16 protein-coding genes are annotated in these 16600 nt (G+C 66.8%); 2 read left to right on the top strand and 14 right to left on the bottom strand.

The features are described 5' to 3' along the window. Positions 1–130: 130 nt before the first annotated feature. The 13 genes from alaS to rlmE form a co-directional block, all read right to left on the bottom strand. A complete protein-coding gene (alaS, locus tag AC5P7F_RS20990) occupies positions 131–2779 on the bottom strand; it encodes an alanine--tRNA ligase (RefSeq protein WP_014646721.1) in 2649 nt (882 codons plus the stop codon). A 109-nt stretch (positions 2780–2888) separates the two neighbouring features. Next, positions 2889–3380, bottom strand: coding sequence for a recombination regulator RecX (recX, locus tag AC5P7F_RS20985; RefSeq protein ID WP_046429917.1), 492 nt, complete (start codon positions 3378–3380; stop codon positions 2889–2891). Between the two features lie 110 nt (positions 3381–3490). Continuing rightward, positions 3491–4528, bottom strand: coding sequence for a recombinase RecA (gene recA / locus AC5P7F_RS20980; RefSeq protein ID WP_005412937.1), 1038 nt, complete (start codon positions 4526–4528; stop codon positions 3491–3493). A 204-nt stretch (positions 4529–4732) separates the two neighbouring features. Continuing rightward, entirely contained in the window at positions 4733–5368 is a 636-nt protein-coding gene (lexA, locus tag AC5P7F_RS20975; RefSeq protein WP_032962190.1) for a transcriptional repressor LexA, read from the bottom strand. A 210-nt stretch (positions 5369–5578) separates the two neighbouring features. Further along, positions 5579–7261 carry a 2-polyprenylphenol 6-hydroxylase gene (gene ubiB, locus AC5P7F_RS20970; RefSeq protein ID WP_032962195.1) on the bottom strand — a complete coding sequence of 561 codons (1683 nt, stop codon included), beginning with the start codon at positions 7259–7261 and terminating at the stop codon, positions 5579–5581. Between the two features lie 34 nt (positions 7262–7295). Further along, positions 7296–7790, bottom strand: coding sequence for a CinA family protein (locus AC5P7F_RS20965; protein ID WP_005409020.1), 495 nt, complete (start codon positions 7788–7790; stop codon positions 7296–7298). A 119-nt stretch (positions 7791–7909) separates the two neighbouring features. Beyond that, a complete protein-coding gene (gene hflX / locus AC5P7F_RS20960) occupies positions 7910–9220 on the bottom strand; it encodes a ribosome rescue GTPase HflX (protein WP_049405705.1) in 1311 nt (436 codons plus the stop codon). Positions 9221–9234: 14 nt separating this feature from the next. Next, entirely contained in the window at positions 9235–9510 is a 276-nt protein-coding gene (gene hfq / locus AC5P7F_RS20955; protein WP_004152891.1) for an RNA chaperone Hfq, read from the bottom strand. Positions 9511–9606: 96 nt separating this feature from the next. After that, entirely contained in the window at positions 9607–10560 is a 954-nt protein-coding gene (miaA, locus tag AC5P7F_RS20950; RefSeq protein ID WP_014646715.1) for a tRNA (adenosine(37)-N6)-dimethylallyltransferase MiaA, read from the bottom strand. Next, a complete protein-coding gene (gene folP / locus AC5P7F_RS20945; RefSeq protein WP_164077748.1) occupies positions 10560–11456 on the bottom strand; it encodes a dihydropteroate synthase in 897 nt (298 codons plus the stop codon). Before folP ends, miaA begins: the two co-directional genes overlap by 1 nt. A gap of 599 nt (positions 11457–12055) precedes the next feature. Further along, entirely contained in the window at positions 12056–12241 is a 186-nt protein-coding gene (locus tag AC5P7F_RS20940) for a hypothetical protein (RefSeq protein WP_014646713.1), read from the bottom strand. Positions 12242–12340: 99 nt separating this feature from the next. Continuing rightward, positions 12341–14275, bottom strand: a complete 1935-nt coding sequence (ftsH, locus tag AC5P7F_RS20935; protein ID WP_005409015.1) for an ATP-dependent zinc metalloprotease FtsH — start codon at positions 14273–14275, stop codon at positions 12341–12343. Positions 14276–14344: 69 nt separating this feature from the next. After that, entirely contained in the window at positions 14345–14977 is a 633-nt protein-coding gene (gene rlmE / locus AC5P7F_RS20930) for a 23S rRNA (uridine(2552)-2'-O)-methyltransferase RlmE (protein WP_005409014.1), read from the bottom strand. Positions 14978–15042: 65 nt separating this feature from the next. Here rlmE and yhbY point away from each other — a divergent pair, with 65 nt between their 5' ends. Further along, entirely contained in the window at positions 15043–15348 is a 306-nt protein-coding gene (gene yhbY, locus AC5P7F_RS20925; protein ID WP_481462536.1) for a ribosome assembly RNA-binding protein YhbY, read from the top strand. Positions 15349–15361: 13 nt separating this feature from the next. Beyond that, positions 15362–15736: an Mth938-like domain-containing protein gene (locus AC5P7F_RS20920; protein WP_111205683.1), complete on the top strand. Its 375-nt coding sequence runs from the start codon at positions 15362–15364 to the stop codon at positions 15734–15736. Positions 15737–15763: 27 nt separating this feature from the next. On the opposite strand, the gene AC5P7F_RS20915 is transcribed toward AC5P7F_RS20920, so the two are convergent. Further along, the gene (locus AC5P7F_RS20915; protein ID WP_164077620.1) at positions 15764–16252 is read right to left on the bottom strand and encodes a hypothetical protein; all 489 of its coding nucleotides are present in this window, start codon (positions 16250–16252) and stop codon (positions 15764–15766) included. Between the last annotated feature and the right edge of the window lie 348 nt (positions 16253–16600).

Below are 16600 nucleotides of genomic sequence, written 5' to 3'. Positions count from 1 at the left end.
GAACCGTGTGGAAGGGTATCCCCCACCGGCTTGACGCTCCGTCAAGAAGCGCTACCACGACAAAGGGAAAAGATTCGCAATGGTACCGTCAGCCGTCCCGCTCCTACAAGGAGGGGGACGGCAGGGTTCATCACAGGCGGGGGCTGACCCATTCGACGACTGCAGCCAGCGCAGTGGCAAGGGCGGGCCCGTCCTCGCCACCACCCTGGGCGAGGTCCGGGCGTCCGCCGCCCTTGCCCCCGATCTGACCGGCGATATGGGACAACAGTTCCCCGGCCTTGACTTTGCCCATTGCGCTGCCGTTCACACCCGCGACCAGGGCGGCCTTGCCGTCCTGGGCACCGGCCAGCACGATCACCGCGTCGCCCAGCTGCTGCTTCAGGCGGTCCATGGCGTCACGCAGGGCCTTGGCGTCGAAGCCCTCCAGGCGGGCAGCCAGCACCTTCACGCCGGCGACCTCGACGGCCTGACCGGACAGGTCGGCCGTGGCACCGGCCGCGACCTTGGCCTTCACGGCCTCCAGTTCGCGTTCCAGCTGCTTCTGGCGCTGGCCGAGGGCACGGATCTTCTCGACCACGTCGGCAGCGCTGCCACCGAGCAGTTCAGCGGCCTCGGCCAGGCGGGCCTCTTCGGCGTCCACGTAGTCCAAGGCGCCCTGGCCGGTAACCGCCTCGATGCGGCGCACGCCGGCGGAAACACCGCCCTCGGAGGTGATCTTGAACAGACCGATGTCGCCGGTACGGTTGACGTGGGTGCCACCGCACAGCTCGGTGGAGTAGTCACCCATCTTCAGCACGCGCACGTGCTCACCGTACTTCTCGCCGAACAGGGCCATCGCGCCGAAGTCCAGCGCTTCCTGCATGGCCATGGTGTGCACTTCAGCGGCGTTGTTGGCACGCACCTGCTGGTTGACCTTGCGCTCGATCACCGCCAGCTCTTCCGCGCTGATCGGCTGGAAGTGCGAGAAGTCGAAACGCAGGCGGTCCGGCGCGACCAGCGAGCCCTTCTGCTGCACGTGGGTGCCCAGCACTTCGCGCAGCGCGGCGTGCAGCAGGTGGGTGGCCGAGTGGTTGAGGATGGTGGCGCCACGGCGCTCGCCATCGACCTGGCCGGACAGCACATCGCCGACCTTCAGGCCGCCTTCGGACAAGGTGCCGACGTGGCCATGGAACTGGCCGGCGAACTTCTGGGTGTCCTCCACCGCCAGGCGCACGCCGTTGCCGGCCAGCACGCCGGTGTCACCGACCTGGCCGCCGGATTCGGCATAGAACGGGGTCTGGTTGGTGATGACGATGACCGAATCACCGGCATCGGCCGACTGCACCGGACGACCGTCCTTGAGCAGGGCCAGCACGCTCAGGCCGTCGGCCTGCAGGCGGTCATAGCCCAGGAACAGGGTCGGGCTCAGCGTTGCCACCAGCTCGGCCGGCAGGGTCACGCCGCCGCCGAACTTGCCGGCCGCCCGTGCGGTTTCGCGCTGCTGTTCCATCGCGGCATCGAAGCCGGCGATGTCGACGGTCAGGTCGCGCTCGCGGGCAATGTCCTGGGTCAGGTCGAGCGGGAAGCCATAAGTGTCGTACAGGCGGAACGCGTCAACGCCCGGGATCACGCCATTGCTGGCCTTGCCGGCCACGTCCTCGAAGATCTTCATGCCGGCGTCGAGGGTTTCGGCGAAACGCTCTTCTTCGGCCTGCAGCGCACGGGTGACGGTGTCCACCGCCGCCGGCAGCTCTGGATAGGCCTCGCCCATCTGCTCGACCAGGGTCGGCACCAGCTTGCTGAAGAACGGCTGGCGCACACCCAGCATCCAGCCATGGCGCAGGGCGCGGCGGATGATACGGCGCAGCACGTAACCGCGGCCTTCGTTGGACGGCAGCACGCCATCGACGATCAGGAACGAACAGGCACGGATGTGGTCGGCAATCACGCGCAGCGACTTGTTCTCCAGGTCGGCGGTGCCGGTCAGCTCGGAAGCCTTGCGGATCAGCGCCTGGAACAGGTCGATCTCATAGTTGGTGTGCACGTGCTGCAGGATCGCCGCCAGGCGCTCCAGGCCCATGCCGGTATCCACGCACGGCGCCGGCAGCGGCACCAGGGTGCCGTCGGGCTGGCGGTCGAACTGCATGAACACCAGGTTCCAGATCTCGATGAAACGGTCGCCGTCTTCGTCCGGGGAACCCGGGGGACCACCGGCAATATGATCACCGTGGTCGTAGAAGATCTCGGTGCACGGGCCGCACGGGCCGGTGTCGGCCATCTGCCAGAAGTTATCCGAAGCGAACGGCGCGCCCTTGTTGTCACCGATGCGTACGATGCGCTCTTCCGGAACGCCGACCATGTCGCGCCACAGTTCGTAGGCTTCGTCGTCGGTCTGGTACACGGTGACCAGCAGGCGTTCGGCCGGCAGCTTCCAGACCTGGGTCAGCAGCTCCCAGGCCCAGGCGATCGCGTCCTTCTTGAAGTAGTCGCCGAACGACCAGTTGCCCAGCATTTCGAAGAAGGTGTGGTGGCGCGCGGTGTAGCCGACCTGGTCGAGGTCGTTGTGCTTGCCGCCCGCGCGCAGGCAGCGCTGCACGTCGGCCGCGCGCACGTAGCTGCGCTTTTCCGCGCCAAGGAACACGTCCTTGAACTGCACCATGCCGGAGTTGGTGAACAGCAGGGTCGGATCATTGCCCGGCACCAGCGGCGCCGACGGCACGATGGTGTGGCCTTTACCCTTGAAGAACTCAAGGAAGTCGCTGCGGATCTGGGATGTCGTGAATTTGGCGGATGCGTTCATTGGGGGCTGGCAGTCTGCGGGCCGGCGGACCCGGACCACCGGCCGCGTTGGCCAGGGTCGCGAGGGACCGCCGAAAACCTAAAGGGTATCAGGCCCGGCGCCGCCAGTCTCAGTCATCCGGGTCGTAGCGGGTCGCGCGGCGGATGCTGTCGCCGTCGAAGCCCCGCCGGGCCAGCAGATCGGCAGCCTTGCGCCGCTGCGTCAGGTCCTGCGGGCCGGCCTCGCCAAAGCGTCGGCGGACCAGATCACGGGCGTTTTCCTGCCAGTCGCCTTCGTAGCTGTCCATCGCTGCGGCAATCGCGGCACTGTCCAGGCCATGGGTCCCCAGCTCGGCGCGGACATGGATCGGCCCATAACCGGTGTTGGCGCGCATCCTCACCAGGTTCTCGGCAAAACGGGTGTCGTCCTGCCAGCCGGCCTCGGTCAACTTGGCGACAGCGGCCTGCGCGGCTTCGTCTTCGATGCCACGGGAGGTCAGCTTGCGGGTGAGTTCCTTGCGCGAGTGCTCGCGGCGGACCAGCAGGCCCAACGCCCGTTGCACGGGGGTCTGCTCACGCGGCCGGCGCTTGCGGCCGGTCGGAATGTCTTCGGCGTCGGACATGGGTACTCCAAGGGTGGCGCCATCCGTGGCGCCCAGCCCATCCCTGGGCGATTCAAACCTGCGGGACAGGGCGACGTCACTGACGGCGCCACCCTGCCCCACAGCAAGCCTTATTCGTCTTCGCCTTCGTCGTCGCCTTCCTCGCGGGCCGCTTCGGCCGGCTGGAATTTCTCGCGCAGCTCGGCCTCGAGCTTGGCGGCGACAGTCGGGTTGTCGCGCAGGTAGCCGCGGGCGTTGTCCTTGCCCTGGCCAATGCGTTCTTCACCGTAGCTGTACCAGGCGCCAGCCTTCTCCACCAGCTTGGCATCCACACCCATGTCGATCAGCTCGCCTTCACGGCTGATGCCTTCGCCATACAGGATTTCGGTGATGACCTGCTTGAACGGAGGTGCCAGCTTGTTTTTGACGACCTTGATCTTGGTCTGGTTACCGATGATCTCGTCACCCTTCTTGATCGCGCCGATACGGCGGATGTCCAGGCGGACCGAGGCGTAGAACTTGAGCGCGTTGCCACCGGTGGTGGTTTCCGGGCTCTGGCCCGGCATCATCACGCCGATCTTCATGCGCAGCTGGTTGATGAAGATCACCAGGGTGTTGGAGCGCTTGATGTTGCCGGTCAGCTTGCGCAGCGCCTGGCTCATCAGGCGGGCCTGCAGGCCTGGCAGCTGGTCGCCCATCTCGCCTTCGATTTCGGCCTTCGGGGTCAGCGCGGCAACCGAGTCGATCACCAGGATGTCCACCGAACCCGAACGGACCAGCATGTCGGCGATTTCCAGCGCCTGCTCACCGGTGTCCGGCTGCGACAGCAGCAGGTCGTCCACGTTCACGCCCAGCTTGGCGGCGTAGATCGGGTCCAGCGCGTGCTCGGCGTCGATGAAGGCCGCGGTGCCGCCCATCTTCTGGCATTCGGCGATGGCCTGCAGGGTCAAGGTGGTCTTGCCCGAGGATTCCGGCCCGTAGATCTCAACGACACGGCCCTTTGGCAAACCACCAATGCCCAGCGCGATGTCGAGCATCAGCGAACCGGTCGGGATGGCTTCGACGGGCTCGACCACGCGGTCGCCCATGCGCATCACCGAGCCCTTGCCGAACTGCTTTTCGATCTGGCCCAGAGCTGCAGCGAGGGCGCGCTTCTTGTTCTCGTCCATCGGATTGGTCCTTGCAGAGGTCGTGTCGTTGGAGGTGCTGTCTTTGGGGGTCTTCTTTGCCATGGGCTCACTTTAAGTCGGACGTATCGCACAGGCTGAGATTCTGCCCGGCGCTCTGAAAAGAATTATCGGACATCCGTACCAACCTCAGTGGAACCAGAGAATCGCCACAAAAGACCGCGGGGTAATGCGCTACGGAACGGGTCAACGGTTGGGCCGCAACAGGCCGCAATAGAGGCCCTCGATCGCGAAGTCCTGATCCGGCAGCACCTCGATCGGCTTGTAGTCGGGATTGCGCGGCAGCAGGCGGATGCGATCCTTGGCGATCTTCAGCAGCTTGACCGTGATCTCGTCATCGATGCGGGCCACCACGATCTGCCCGGAATGGGCGTCGCGGGTGCGGTGCACGCCGATCAGGTCACCGTCGAAGATGCCCTCATCGATCATCGAGTCGCCCTGCACCTTCAGCAGGTAGTCCGGCGCCGGCGAGAAGAACACCCGGTCCAGCACCACGAAATCGTCCGAGCCGATGTCGGCACCGATCGGCAGGCCGGCCGCAACCCGGCCCAGCACCGGCAGCCGCAGCACGCTGTCGGCCAGGCCCGGCTCGGCCAGCTTCTCGACCGGCGGTGCCTGCACCAGGCGGATGCCGCGGGCCTGACCCGGGATGCGACGGATCGCACCGGCCTGCTCCAGGGCTTCCAGGTGGTACTGGGCCGCGCGCACGCCCTTGAAGCCGAATGCGCGTGCGATTTCAGTCTGCGACGGCGGTGCGCCTTCGCTCTCGATACGCTCGGCGATCAACTGCAGGATCGCCTGCTGGGTGTCGGTCAGGTCCATGGTTAGTAGTATTACTACTAATATGCGCGACTGCAAGTGCCGGGGCGATCGGGGTGGTGCGGGCTTGTTGGGCCGAGGCATGCTCGGCAGTCGCGCGAATGACGGGGCCGACCCAGGCAAGAGCAGCCGAGCATGGCTCGGCTCTACAGGAATCGCTGCGCGATTCTGCGGTTCCTGTGGAACCGCAACAGGCGCACTTCGTGCACCTGCCTACGTGTGCTTGCCGCTTCTCCATATCGAAACCAGGATCCATACGCCGCAGAAGCCGGCGCCGATGAATCCGCACACGCCCAGCGCCAGCAACCAGCGGCTGGAAACCCCGCCGACGCTGTGCATCACGATCGACGAGCCGATGATCAGCGCGGCCGTGATCACGCCCACCACCAGTCGGTTCGCGGCCCGGTTCACCTGCTCGCCAAAGCCCTGCAGCGCGGTGGTCTCCACCTTCAGCTGGAGGCGCCCACGGCGCGCTGCCTGGACCAGCTTGCGCAGGTCGCGCGGCAACTCGCCGGCGAAGTCGACCAGGCCCAACAGGCTGCGCCGGCCGCGCTTGAGCAGCGCCCTGGGCGCATAACGCTGCAGCACCACACGCTCCAGGAACGGGCGGGCGGCGCTGGCCATGTCGAAATCCGGATCCAGCTGCCGGCCCATGCCTTCCAGGGTCAGGAAGGCCTTGATCATCAGTGCCAGGTCGGCCGGCAGGGTCAGGCTGTAGCTGCGCAGCAGCTGGGTGATGTCGCCCAGCATCAGGCCGATGCGCAGATCCTTCAGCGGCACGCCACGGTACTGGTCGACGAACTGGCTGATGTCGTGCTGCAGCCGGTTCTCGTCCACTTCCACGCCGCCGGCCCAGTCCAGCAGCACGTCCGCCACGCCCTGCGGGTCCTGCTCGACCAGGCCGTGCAGCAGTTGCGCGACCTGGAAGCGGCGCACTTCGGACAGCGCGCCGACCATGCCGAAATCGATCACGCCGATGCGGCCGTCACGCAGGTAGATGATGTTGCCGGGGTGTGGATCGGCGTGGAAGCTGCCGTCCTCCAGCACCATCTTCAGTACGATGCCGGCGCCACGCCGCGCCAGCTCGCGCCGGTCCAGGCCCGCCGCATCGACGCCGGCCAGATCGCGGCCGGGAATGCCGTCGACGAAGTCCTGCACGTTCAGGCTCTCGCAGGTCCACTGCCAGTGCACCTTCGGAATCAGTATGTCGTCACGGCCGCTGAAGTTGCGGGCGATGCGTTCGGCATTGCGGCATTCGGCGGCAAAATCCAGCTCACGGCGCAGCGATACGGTGAACTGCTGCACGACCTCGGCCGGGCGATAGCGACGCAGGTCCGGCAACCGGGCCTCGACGATCTCGGCCAGCCGCGCCAGCAGCCGCAGGTCGGCCTCGACCACGTCGCGGATGCCGGGACGCCGCACCTTCAGCACCACCTCACGACCATCATGCAGCCGGGCGCGATGGGCCTGCGCCAGCGAGGCGGCGGCCATCGGGGTTTCGTCAAGGAAGGCGAATACCTCCGCCGGCGACGCGCCCAGGTCGGCTTCGAGCTGCCCGCGGATCTCGGCGTACGGCAGGGCCGGCACCGCGTTCTGCAGTTCGGACAGCTCGGCAATCCACTCCGGCGGCAACAGGTCGACGCGTGTTGCCAGCACCTGGCCAAGCTTGACGAAGGTCGGGCCAAGATCCTGCATCGCACTGCGCACGCGCACCGGTGCGGTCATCCGCAGCAGCTCCTGCCGGTCCTCGTTCCAGTGCAACAGGCGCCCTGCCCGCTCCAGCGTGCTGGCCAGGCCGATGCGCCGAACCACGTCGCCGAAGCCGTAGCGGATCAGGACAACGGCGATTTCCTGCAGTCGGCCCAGGTCACGGACCGTGCCCAGCGTTTCCCACATCATGCGTGCTCCGGACGGTTACCGGAGCAGCATGTCACAGCTGGGCGTCGATACCGCGCAATGCCGCCGCCACGGTTTGCCGGCGGATGGCTTCGCGGTCGCCATCGAACTGGAACAGCTCGGCGCGGGCGTAGCCACCGCGGCGCTTCCAGCCGATCCAGACACTGCCGACTGGCTTGTCCGGACTGCCACCGCCGGGGCCGGCGATACCGGTCACCGCCACGGCGATGCCGGCACCGGAATTGACCAGCGCACCGGACACCATCTCCAGAACGGTTTCGCGACTGACCGCGCCGAACTGTTCCAGCGTCTGCGCACGCACGCCCAGCAGGCGCTGCTTGGCTTCATAGCTGTAGACCACCATGCCGCAGTCGAAGAACGCCGAAGAACCGGCGATGTCGGTCATGCACTTGGCGATCCAGCCGCCACTGCAGCTTTCGGCCGTGACCAGCTGCAGCGAGGCCTGTTGCAGGCGCTGCCCGAGCGCGGCGGACTGGGCATTGAGATCGGCGTCGGTGGGGATGGACATCGGCATGACGGTGGGGTGAAGAACCCCGTTGTACCGCAGATGACAGCCGGATGTCGCGCCCCTCCGGCACGATTGCGTTGCCGGCCAGCGGCCGGCACTACCAGCCATGGGCCGCTAGCTCACCACTCCGGCAGTTTCTCCGGCAACAGCGCCCGGATCGGCGCGCCATCGGCACTGGCGGCCAGCTTCTCGGCTTCGGCAATCGGCAGGTCCACCTGCAGCAGCCAGCCCTCTTCATCGGCCTGTTCGCTGCGGATCACTTCCAGCTGGTGCAGGCGCGCACGCAGGCGGCCGGCATCCGGCGGCAGGCGCAATTCACCGGTCACGTGCTGCAGGCCCAGGCGCTTGCCCAGCACTGCCTGCAGCAGCTCAAGGCCCTGCCCGTCACGCGCGGAAATCCAGACACGTTCACGACGCGACTCGTCGGGCACGCCATCCTGGCCATCGTGGCGGACGTCGGCACCGTCGATGCGGTCGATCTTGTTGAACACCAGCAGCTGCGGCAGGTCACCGGCACCGACCGCGGTCAGCACCTCGTCCACCTGGGCGATGCGCTCCTCGCGGTGCGGATCGGCGGCGTCGACCACATGCAGCAGGAAATCGGCCTCGCGTGCCTCGGACAGCGTCGAGCGGAACGCGGCGACCAGATCATGCGGCAGGTCGCGGACGAAACCGACGGTGTCGGCCAGCACCACGCTGCCGCCCGGGACCGCGATGCGGCGCACGGTCGGGTCCAGCGTGGCGAACAGCTGGTCGGCGGCATAGGCCTCGGCGCCGGTCATGGCGTTGAACAGGGTCGATTTGCCGGCGTTGGTGTAGCCCACCAGGGCCACGCGCGGCAGCTCGCTGCGCACACGCGCACGGCGCATCTGGGTGCGCTGCACTTCAACCTTCTCCAGGCGCTTCTGCAGCTGCTCGACCCGCTTCTGCAACAGGCGGCGGTCGGTTTCCAGCTGGGTTTCACCCGGGCCACGCAGGCCGATCGAACCGCCGCGCTGGCGCTCCAGGTGGGTCCAGCCGCGAACCAATCGCGTAGCCAGGTGACGCAGCTGCGCCAGCTCGACCTGCAGCTTGCCCTCGTGGCTGTGTGCACGCTGGGCAAAGATGTCCAGGATCAGACCGGTGCGGTCGATCACCCGGCGCTCGAGGAAGCGTTCCAGGTTGCGCTCCTGACCCGGGCTCAGCGCATGGTTGACCAGGATCAGGTCGGCGCCACTGGCATCGGCCGCGGCCTTGATCTCGTCCAGCTTGCCGCTGCCGATCAGGGTTGACGGATTCGGACGGTCCAGGCGCGCGGTGATCGTCGCGGCGATGCTGGCCCCAGCCGAGCGGGCCAGATCACCGAACTCTTCCAGCACATCGTCTTCCAGCTTGCCGAAATGGGGCTGGATCAACAGGGCGTGTTCGCCCTTTTTCGAGCGGTCAAACATTCACCGCTCCGGTATTACTCGTCTGCTTCATCACCTGCCTGACCACCTTCACCCGACTGCACGTAACCACCGCCCGGACCGACCTTCACGTTGCGTGCCGGAACCACCGTGGAAATGGCGTGCTTGTAGACCATCTGACTGACCGTGTTGCGCAGCAGGACCACGAACTGGTCGAACGACTCGATCGTGCCCTGCAGCTTGATGCCGTTCACCAGGTACACCGAAACCGGCACGCGCTCGCGCCGCAGTGCGTTCAAGAAAGGATCCTGCAGCGATTGCCCCTTGGACATTGCACACTCCTGATTATTGTTCTTATTGGGTTGCCGACGGTTGCCACGGCCCCCGAGCCGCCCGCCGACCGATGATGTTACACGGCTGGCGGGGGTTCAGCGTGCGACGAAGGCCGACACCGCGCCGGCAAGGCGCTCCTGGTCGATATGGGGGTCGAACCAGCGCGCATCAAGCTCGCCGCGCAGCCACGTCAGCTGGCGCTTGGCCAGCTGGCGGGTGGCGAAGATCGCCTTGTCACGGAAACGGGCGGCATCACCCTCCCCGTCCAGGTACTCCCAGGCCTGGCGATAGCCGACCGCACGCACCGCCGGCAGGTCCAACGGGGCCTCCACGGCGGCCATTTCCGGCATCGCGCGCAGTGCCCGCACTTCGTCCAGGAAGCCCTGCGCCAGCATGGTGTCGAAGCGCGCCTCGATGCGCTGGTGCAGTACCGCGCGGTCACGCGGGGCCAGGATCAGCTTGAGGGTGCGCACCGGCAGCGGCGCCACGCCCGGACGGCGCTGCCATTCAGTGATGGGCGTGCCGGTCAGGCGATAGACCTCCAGTGCCCGCTGGATGCGTTGCGGGTCGGTGGCATGGATGCGTGCGGCGGCGGCCGGATCGACCTCGGCCAGCTCTGCGTGCAATGCCGCCCAGCCCCGCTCGGCCGCCTCGGTGCTGAGTGCTTCGCGCATCACCGGGTCGGCCTCCGGCATCGGCGACAGGCCCTGCAGCAGGGCCCGGAAGTACAGCCCCGTGCCACCTGCCAGGATCGGCGTTTTGCCGCGTGCCACGATGTCGGCCACGACCCGGCCGGCATCGGCGGCGAACTCGGCCGCCGAATAGGTCTGCCAGGGATCGCGCAGGTCCAGCAGATGGTGCGGCGCCTGTGCACGCTCGGCCGCATCAGGCTTGGCCGAGCCGATGTCCAGGTGGCGGTATACCAGCGCCGAATCGACGCTGACGATTTCGCCGTCCAGTTGCTGTGCCAAAGCGATTGCGGTGGCGGTCTTGCCACTGGCGGTCGGCCCCATCACGGCGATCGCCAGCGGCCGCCGATCGACGCCCATCAGTCTTCGTCCGGCCAGAGGATCGTCGGCGCAGCGTCGGCACGCGGCGTCGGCACGGCCTCCACTGCCTGCCAGATCTTCAGCGCATCGACGGTGGCCGCCACGTCATGCACGCGCACGATGCGCGCGCCACGTTGGACCGCGATCAGGTGCGCGGCCACCGAAGCCGCCACGCGTTCGGAGGGCGTGTCGCGGCCAGTGAGTTCTCCCAGGCTGCGCTTGCGTGACAGGCCGGCCAGCACCGGCACCCCCAGTTCCAGGAAGCGCTCCGAACGCGCCAGCAGGGTCATGTTGTGGGCGGTGCTCTTGCCGAAGCCAAAACCAAGGTCGATCAGCAGGTTCTTCTTCGCGATGCCCGCCATCTCGGCAGCGAACAGGCGCTGCACCAGGAAACCATGCACCTCGGCGACCACGTCGTCGTAGTGCGGATCGGCCTGCATGTGGCCCGGCTCGCCCTGCATGTGCATCAGCACCACCGGCACGCCGGTTTCAGCGGCGGCGTCCAGCGCCCCCTCCTGACGCAGGCCGAAGATGTCGTTGATCATGCCGGCGCCAGCGGCCACCGCCGCGCGCATCACCTCCGGTTTGAAGGTGTCGATGCTGATCGGCACCCGGGTGCGTGCGGCCAGCTGCTCGATCACCGGAATCACCCGGCGCAGCTCCTCCTCGACCGATACCGGCGCAGCGCCCGGCCGGGTCGATTCGCCGCCGATGTCCAGCAGGTCCGCGCCCTCCTCGACCAGCTTGAGGCCATGTGCGACCGCGGCCTCGGTGGTGTCGTGCGCACCGCCATCGGAGAAGGAGTCCGGGGTGACGTTGACGATGCCCATGACCCGGGCACGGTCGAGGCGCAGGATGCGGCCGGCGCAATCGAGCTGGGGCGAGGTATCGAACATGGGCAATCCTGCAGGGACGACGGCGGGTAGTTTAGTTCGGCAGGGCGGCGCCCTGCACCCGCAGAGGCCCGGGCTACAGCAACAGCCGAAGCAACAGCCGAAGCAACAGCAGGTGTACTGAGGGATGGCGGGGTGGGTCCGGTTACGGGAGACGCCGTAAACCCGTCCTTGGGGGCTTGGCCGCGGCATCCATGCCGCGGACACTCCCGCAACCGGACCCACCCCGCCTTCGACAGTTTCTCGCGATCTGTCGGAATAGCGTGGGGTCAGATCCGTTTTCCTACGGAAAACGGATCTGACCCCGAATTGATTCGATATCTGACAGAGATTCATCCACGCATGGCGTGGATCTACCGTGTTGACCAAGGTCGACACCTGCCAACAGCAGCAGGAATCTGTCAGAGGTGGGGCGGTGTCGGAGGGCGGGGTGTCAGCCGCATGGATGCGGCTGCCAAGTCCCCATGGATGGGTTCACGGCGTCCCCGCCCTCCGACACCGCCCCACCAAATCGCGGAATGCAGCTGTTGCTGTTGCTGCTGAGGTTGCCGGCCAGCGGCCGGCACTACCGCGGGTGCAGGGCGCAGCCCTGCGGACACCCCTCAACGGCGGCGGCGCTTGCGGTCCACGTACAGGGTTCTGGCGATGCTCAGCACGATGCCGACACCGATACCCACCACGCAGCCCAGCAGCAGGTTGTCGGCGCCCAGCCCTACGCCCACGCCGACCACGGTGGCGATGATCATTTCGGCGGTGTGGGAAATCGGTTCGGGCTTCGGGGCGGACATGCAGGCTCCAGCATCAGTTCGGTTCGGAAGGGGCCGAAGGCCCGGAAACGACAAGGCCGGGTTTCCCCGGCCTCGTCTGGTGTTACGTGCAGCGGGCCGTCAATGCGATTCGGCCGGGCCTGCGATCGGCGGCAGCGGGCGGGCGTCGCCGCCCTTGTCGTTGCCACCGTCCTTGTTCGACTTGCTCCAGCCCGCCGGCGGCGGCGGATCGCGGCCTTCCATGATGGCGTCGATCTGCGGTGCGTCGATGGTCTCGTACTGCAGCAGCAACTGCGACATCGCATGCAGCTTGTCGATGTTCTCGGTCAACAGCTGGGTGGTGCGGGCATAGGCCTTGTCGAGGATGTTGCGCACTTCCTCGTCGATCCGGCGCGCCGTGTCGTTGGACACGCTCTTGTGCTGGGTGACCGAACGCCCCAGGAACACCTCGTCGTCCTCTTCGCCATAGGCGATCGGGCCGAGCTGCTCCGACAGGCCCCACTTGGTGACCATGTTGCGGGCCATCTTGGTTGCGCGCTCGATGTCGTTGGAGGCGCCGGTGGTGACCTTGTCCTCGCCGAAGATGAGCTCTTCGGCGACACGGCCGCCGTACAGGGAGCACAGCTGCGACTGGATCGCCACGCGGTTCATCGAGTACTTGTCGCCTTCCGGCAGGTACATCGTCACGCCCAGCGCACGGCCGCGCGGAATGATGGTGACCTTGTAGACCGGATCGTGCTCGGGCACCAGGCGGCCGACGATGGCGTGACCCGCTTCGTGGTACGCGGTCAGGGTCTTCTCGTCCTCGCTCATGGCCATCGAGCGGCGCTCGGCACCCATCAGGATCTTGTCGCGGGCACGGTCGAAGTGGTCCATGCGGACTTCCTTCTCGTTGCCGCGCGCGGCGAACAGGGCCGCCTCGTTGCAGAGGTTGGCCAGGTCGGCGCCGGAGAAGCCCGGGGTACCACGTGCGATCACCATCGGCTCGACATCGTCGGCCAGCGGCAGCTTGCGCATGTGGACCTTCAGGATGTGCTCGCGGCCCTTCACGTCCGGCAGGCCGACCACCACCTGGCGGTCGAAACGGCCCGGACGCAGCAGCGCCGGATCCAGCACGTCCGGACGGTTGGTCGCGGCGATCACGATCACGCCTTCGCCGCCTTCAAAACCGTCCATCTCGACCAGCAGCTGGTTCAGGGTCTGCTCGCGCTCGTCATGACCGCCGCCCAGGCCGGCGCCACGATGGCGACCGACGGCGTCGATTTCGTCGATGAAGATGATGCACGGGGCGTGCTTCTTGGCCTGCTCGAACATGTCACGCACGCGGCTGGCGCCCACGCCGACGAACATTTCCACGAAGTCCGAACCGGAGATCGAGAAGAACGGCACCTTGGCTTCGCCGGCAATGGCCTTGGCCAGCAGCGTCTTGCCGGTACCCGGCGGGCCCACCATCAGCACGCCGCGCGGAATCTTGCCGCCCAGCTTGGTGAACTTGGACGGGTCGCGCAGGAAGTCGACCAGCTCGCCCACTTCTTCCTTGGCCTCGTCGCAGCCGGCGACGTCGGCGAAGGTGACCTTGATCTGGTCCTCGCCCTGCAGCTTGGCGCGCGACTTGCCGAAGGACATCGCGCCCTTGGCACCGCCGCCACCGCCCTGCATCTGGCGCATGATGAACAACCAGAAGCCGATGATCAGGATGACCGGCAGGAAATTCATCAGGATCGCGCCCAGGGAGATGCCGCTGGACGGCTCCTCCTGCACGATCTCCACGTTCTTGGTGCGCAGCACGTTGATCAGGTCACGATCGAACGGCGCGGTGATGGTGGACGACTGCCCACCGCGGGTGGTGTAGGTCAGCTGGCTGGTGCCGCCGCGCATGTCGCCGCCGAAGGCGACCTTCTGCACGTTGCCGCTGTCCACCTGGTCCAGGAACTGCGAGTACGACGCGCCCTGCGCGCCGGCCCCGGAGGACTTCGGCGAGAAGCTCTGGAAGACCACCATCAGCACGACGGCGACGACCACCCATAGCAGGAGGTTCTTGGTCAAGTCGTTCATCCTCATTGGCTCCGGTGTTCCTCTCAGTGCTGGCGTTGCGTTGGGGTCGAACTTGCGTACGTTGCGAGCTTACTTCATGTGGGCGCGTTTTCCCTGACCCAAGGCATACACCTCGGGAGAGCGCTTGCGCGACGCCTCAGGCTTGCGGATGGAGACCTTGTCGTACCGGCGGCGCATGTCGCGCACGTAGTCGTCAAAGCCCTCACCCTGGAACAGCTTGATCAGGAACGCCCCACCGGTCTTCAGGTGGTTGTCGGCAAAATCCAGGGCCAGCTCCGCCAGGTGCATCATCCGCGGCTGGTCGACCGCACCTACACCACTCTTATTGGGGGCCATGTCCGACAGCACAAGGTCTACCGGCTGATCCCCGAGCATGGCTTCAAACTGCGATAGGACGGCTTCTTCCCTGAAGTCACCATGAAGGAACTCCACGCCGGCCAGCGGCGGCATGTCCAGGATGTCCAGCGCCAGCACACGACCGGTGTCCCCGATCTGTCTCCGAACCTGCTGAGACCAGCCGCCGGGGGCCGCGCCAAGGTCGACCACCACCATGTGCGGCTTCAGCAGGCGGTCACGTTCGAGCAGTTCCTCGAGCTTGTAGGCGGCGCGCGAGCGCATGCCCTCAGCCTGCGCCTTCTTCACGAAGGGGTCGGAGAAGTGTTCCTTGAGCCAGCGCTGGCTGCTTTTGCTGCGGGTAGCCATTGAAAATAGGGGCTGATGGGGTCCTCATGATACCCTGATCGTCCCATTCAACCGTGTTTTCCTGCATGTCCATCGCCCTGACCGCCTCCCAGACCCGTTTCCTGCGCGGCCAAGCCCACGACCTGAAGGCCCTGCTGCAGACCGGCGGCAAGGGTGTGACCCCAGCCTTCATCGCTGAGCTGAACGAAGTGCTGGAGCGCCACGAACTGGTCAAGGTGAAGGTCGCCGCAGAGGATCGCGACGCCCGTGATGTGATGATCGGCGAGATCGCCGAAGCCACCGAAAGCGCGCTGGTGCAGCGCATCGGCCACGTCGCCGTGCTGTACCGCCCGAGCAAGGAACAGCGCCAGATCGTGCTGCCGCGCGGCTGATCGCCCTACCGTCATGCAGCTGAACCACGAACCGCCGGATTACGCCTACAGCCTGCGTGCCGCAGATGGCCGCTCGGCCAAGGTGAATGAGCAGGTGCTGGGCGGCAGTTTCTTCCTCACCCCGGACCAACTGGTCACGCACTGGCCGGTGGCAAGTGCCGCCGCGCTGCAGTTGGCGGACCTGGAGCCGATCCTGGCGCTGAATCCGGCGCTGATCGTGCTCGGCACGGGAGACCGTCAGGTATTCCCGCCCGCGGTGGTGATGGCCGCCTGTCTGTCGCGTGGCATCGGCCTGGAGGTGATGAACAATCCGGCCGCCGCGCGCACCTTCAACATTCTGGCCGGCGAAGGCCGCAAGGTCGCGGCCGCCTTCATCCTGGAAGGCTGAGTTCGAGCCGCCGGGTGCGCCCGGGCACTAGCTGCCCGAAGGTGTGCAGCGGAACGCGGAGAACGCCTGCAGCCGACCGATCAGGTTGCCACCCTGCCCCCAGCGGATATCCATGACTTTCCAGTCCGGGCCCTGCCGCTGCAGCAGGACCCGGTCGGTCCAGCGATAGTCGCCCACGGCCATGTCGACATGGACCCAGGTGGCGTCACCGCTCGATCCGGGCGCTCCCACCGTTATCGTCTCCGGCCGGTCCGGCGCCAACAGATACGGGCTCTGGTCGAGCATGTGCGGCTTCTCGTCGGGCGCGGCCAGTGCGGTGCAGGCCTGTTCATATGCACGCTGCGCATCGATGGCTGAGCGGAGGGCATCACCCAGCAGCGGAGCAATCGCCGTTTCGTTCGACTGCGGCGCCTGGATGGCGTCGTAGAGGCGGGTGACCACGTCACGTGAATCGCTGGCGGCGGTCGCCAACGGCGCGACGATGAGCAGCGCGAAAAGGGCTATTGGGCGAGACATGCGGCACCGGATCGGGAGGCTGGTTCCGTTGAAGCATGCCGCCTCCCTGGCTTGTCTGGAAGCTTGAGATGTGCCACTCAAGGTCGCAAACGGCCACCCACGGCGGCCAGCGTACAGTGAGTCGAGCACGGCTCGACGCTACAGGTCGGGAACGCCGAGCATTGCCCGGCGCCACCCGTCCCACTACCTCAACGCGCCGGCAGGTACTGCTGCGGGTCGACCGGCTTGCCGTTGTAGCGGGTGAGCCGGCGGTGTTTGCGGCCCATGGGCCGCACCGTCGGCGAACGCCCGGCGCGCTGCGCCGGGCCGGGGATCCGCCCGGATTATGAATCGACGATCAGCGCGCCG

The organism is Stenotrophomonas sp. YJH_SMC_105-26, assembly GCF_059368915.1.
The sequence above is the reverse complement of the archived record's forward strand: the minus strand, read 5'-3'. Positions and strand labels throughout refer to the sequence as shown.

What these genes read in the sequence shown, in the direction of transcription:
- recA (WP_005412937.1), bottom strand. Translation starts at nt 4,528, where the DNA reads ATGGACGAGAACAAGAAGCGCGCCCTCGCTGCAGCTCTGGGCCAGATC.
- rlmE (WP_005409014.1), bottom strand. Translation starts at nt 14,977, where the DNA reads ATGGCTACCCGCAGCAAAAGCAGCCAGCGCTGGCTCAAGGAACACTTC.
- hflX (WP_049405705.1), bottom strand. Translation starts at nt 9,220, where the DNA reads ATGTTTGACCGCTCGAAAAAGGGCGAACACGCCCTGTTGATCCAGCCC.
- miaA (WP_014646715.1), bottom strand. Translation starts at nt 10,560, where the DNA reads ATGGGCGTCGATCGGCGGCCGCTGGCGATCGCCGTGATGGGGCCGACC.
- AC5P7F_RS20915 (WP_164077620.1), bottom strand. Translation starts at nt 16,252, where the DNA reads ATGTCTCGCCCAATAGCCCTTTTCGCGCTGCTCATCGTCGCGCCGTTG.
- ubiB (WP_032962195.1), bottom strand. Translation starts at nt 7,261, where the DNA reads ATGTGGGAAACGCTGGGCACGGTCCGTGACCTGGGCCGACTGCAGGAA.
- AC5P7F_RS20940 (WP_014646713.1), bottom strand. Translation starts at nt 12,241, where the DNA reads ATGTCCGCCCCGAAGCCCGAACCGATTTCCCACACCGCCGAAATGATC.
- lexA (WP_032962190.1), bottom strand. Translation starts at nt 5,368, where the DNA reads ATGGACCTGACCGACACCCAGCAGGCGATCCTGCAGTTGATCGCCGAG.
- AC5P7F_RS20965 (WP_005409020.1), bottom strand. Translation starts at nt 7,790, where the DNA reads ATGTCCATCCCCACCGACGCCGATCTCAATGCCCAGTCCGCCGCGCTC.
- yhbY (WP_481462536.1), top strand. Translation starts at nt 15,043, where the DNA reads ATGTCCATCGCCCTGACCGCCTCCCAGACCCGTTTCCTGCGCGGCCAA.
- alaS (WP_014646721.1), bottom strand. Translation starts at nt 2,779, where the DNA reads ATGAACGCATCCGCCAAATTCACGACATCCCAGATCCGCAGCGACTTC.
- ftsH (WP_005409015.1), bottom strand. Translation starts at nt 14,275, where the DNA reads ATGAACGACTTGACCAAGAACCTCCTGCTATGGGTGGTCGTCGCCGTC.
- recX (WP_046429917.1), bottom strand. Translation starts at nt 3,380, where the DNA reads ATGTCCGACGCCGAAGACATTCCGACCGGCCGCAAGCGCCGGCCGCGT.
- AC5P7F_RS20920 (WP_111205683.1), top strand. Translation starts at nt 15,362, where the DNA reads ATGCAGCTGAACCACGAACCGCCGGATTACGCCTACAGCCTGCGTGCC.
- folP (WP_164077748.1), bottom strand. Translation starts at nt 11,456, where the DNA reads ATGTTCGATACCTCGCCCCAGCTCGATTGCGCCGGCCGCATCCTGCGC.
- hfq (WP_004152891.1), bottom strand. Translation starts at nt 9,510, where the DNA reads ATGTCCAAGGGGCAATCGCTGCAGGATCCTTTCTTGAACGCACTGCGG.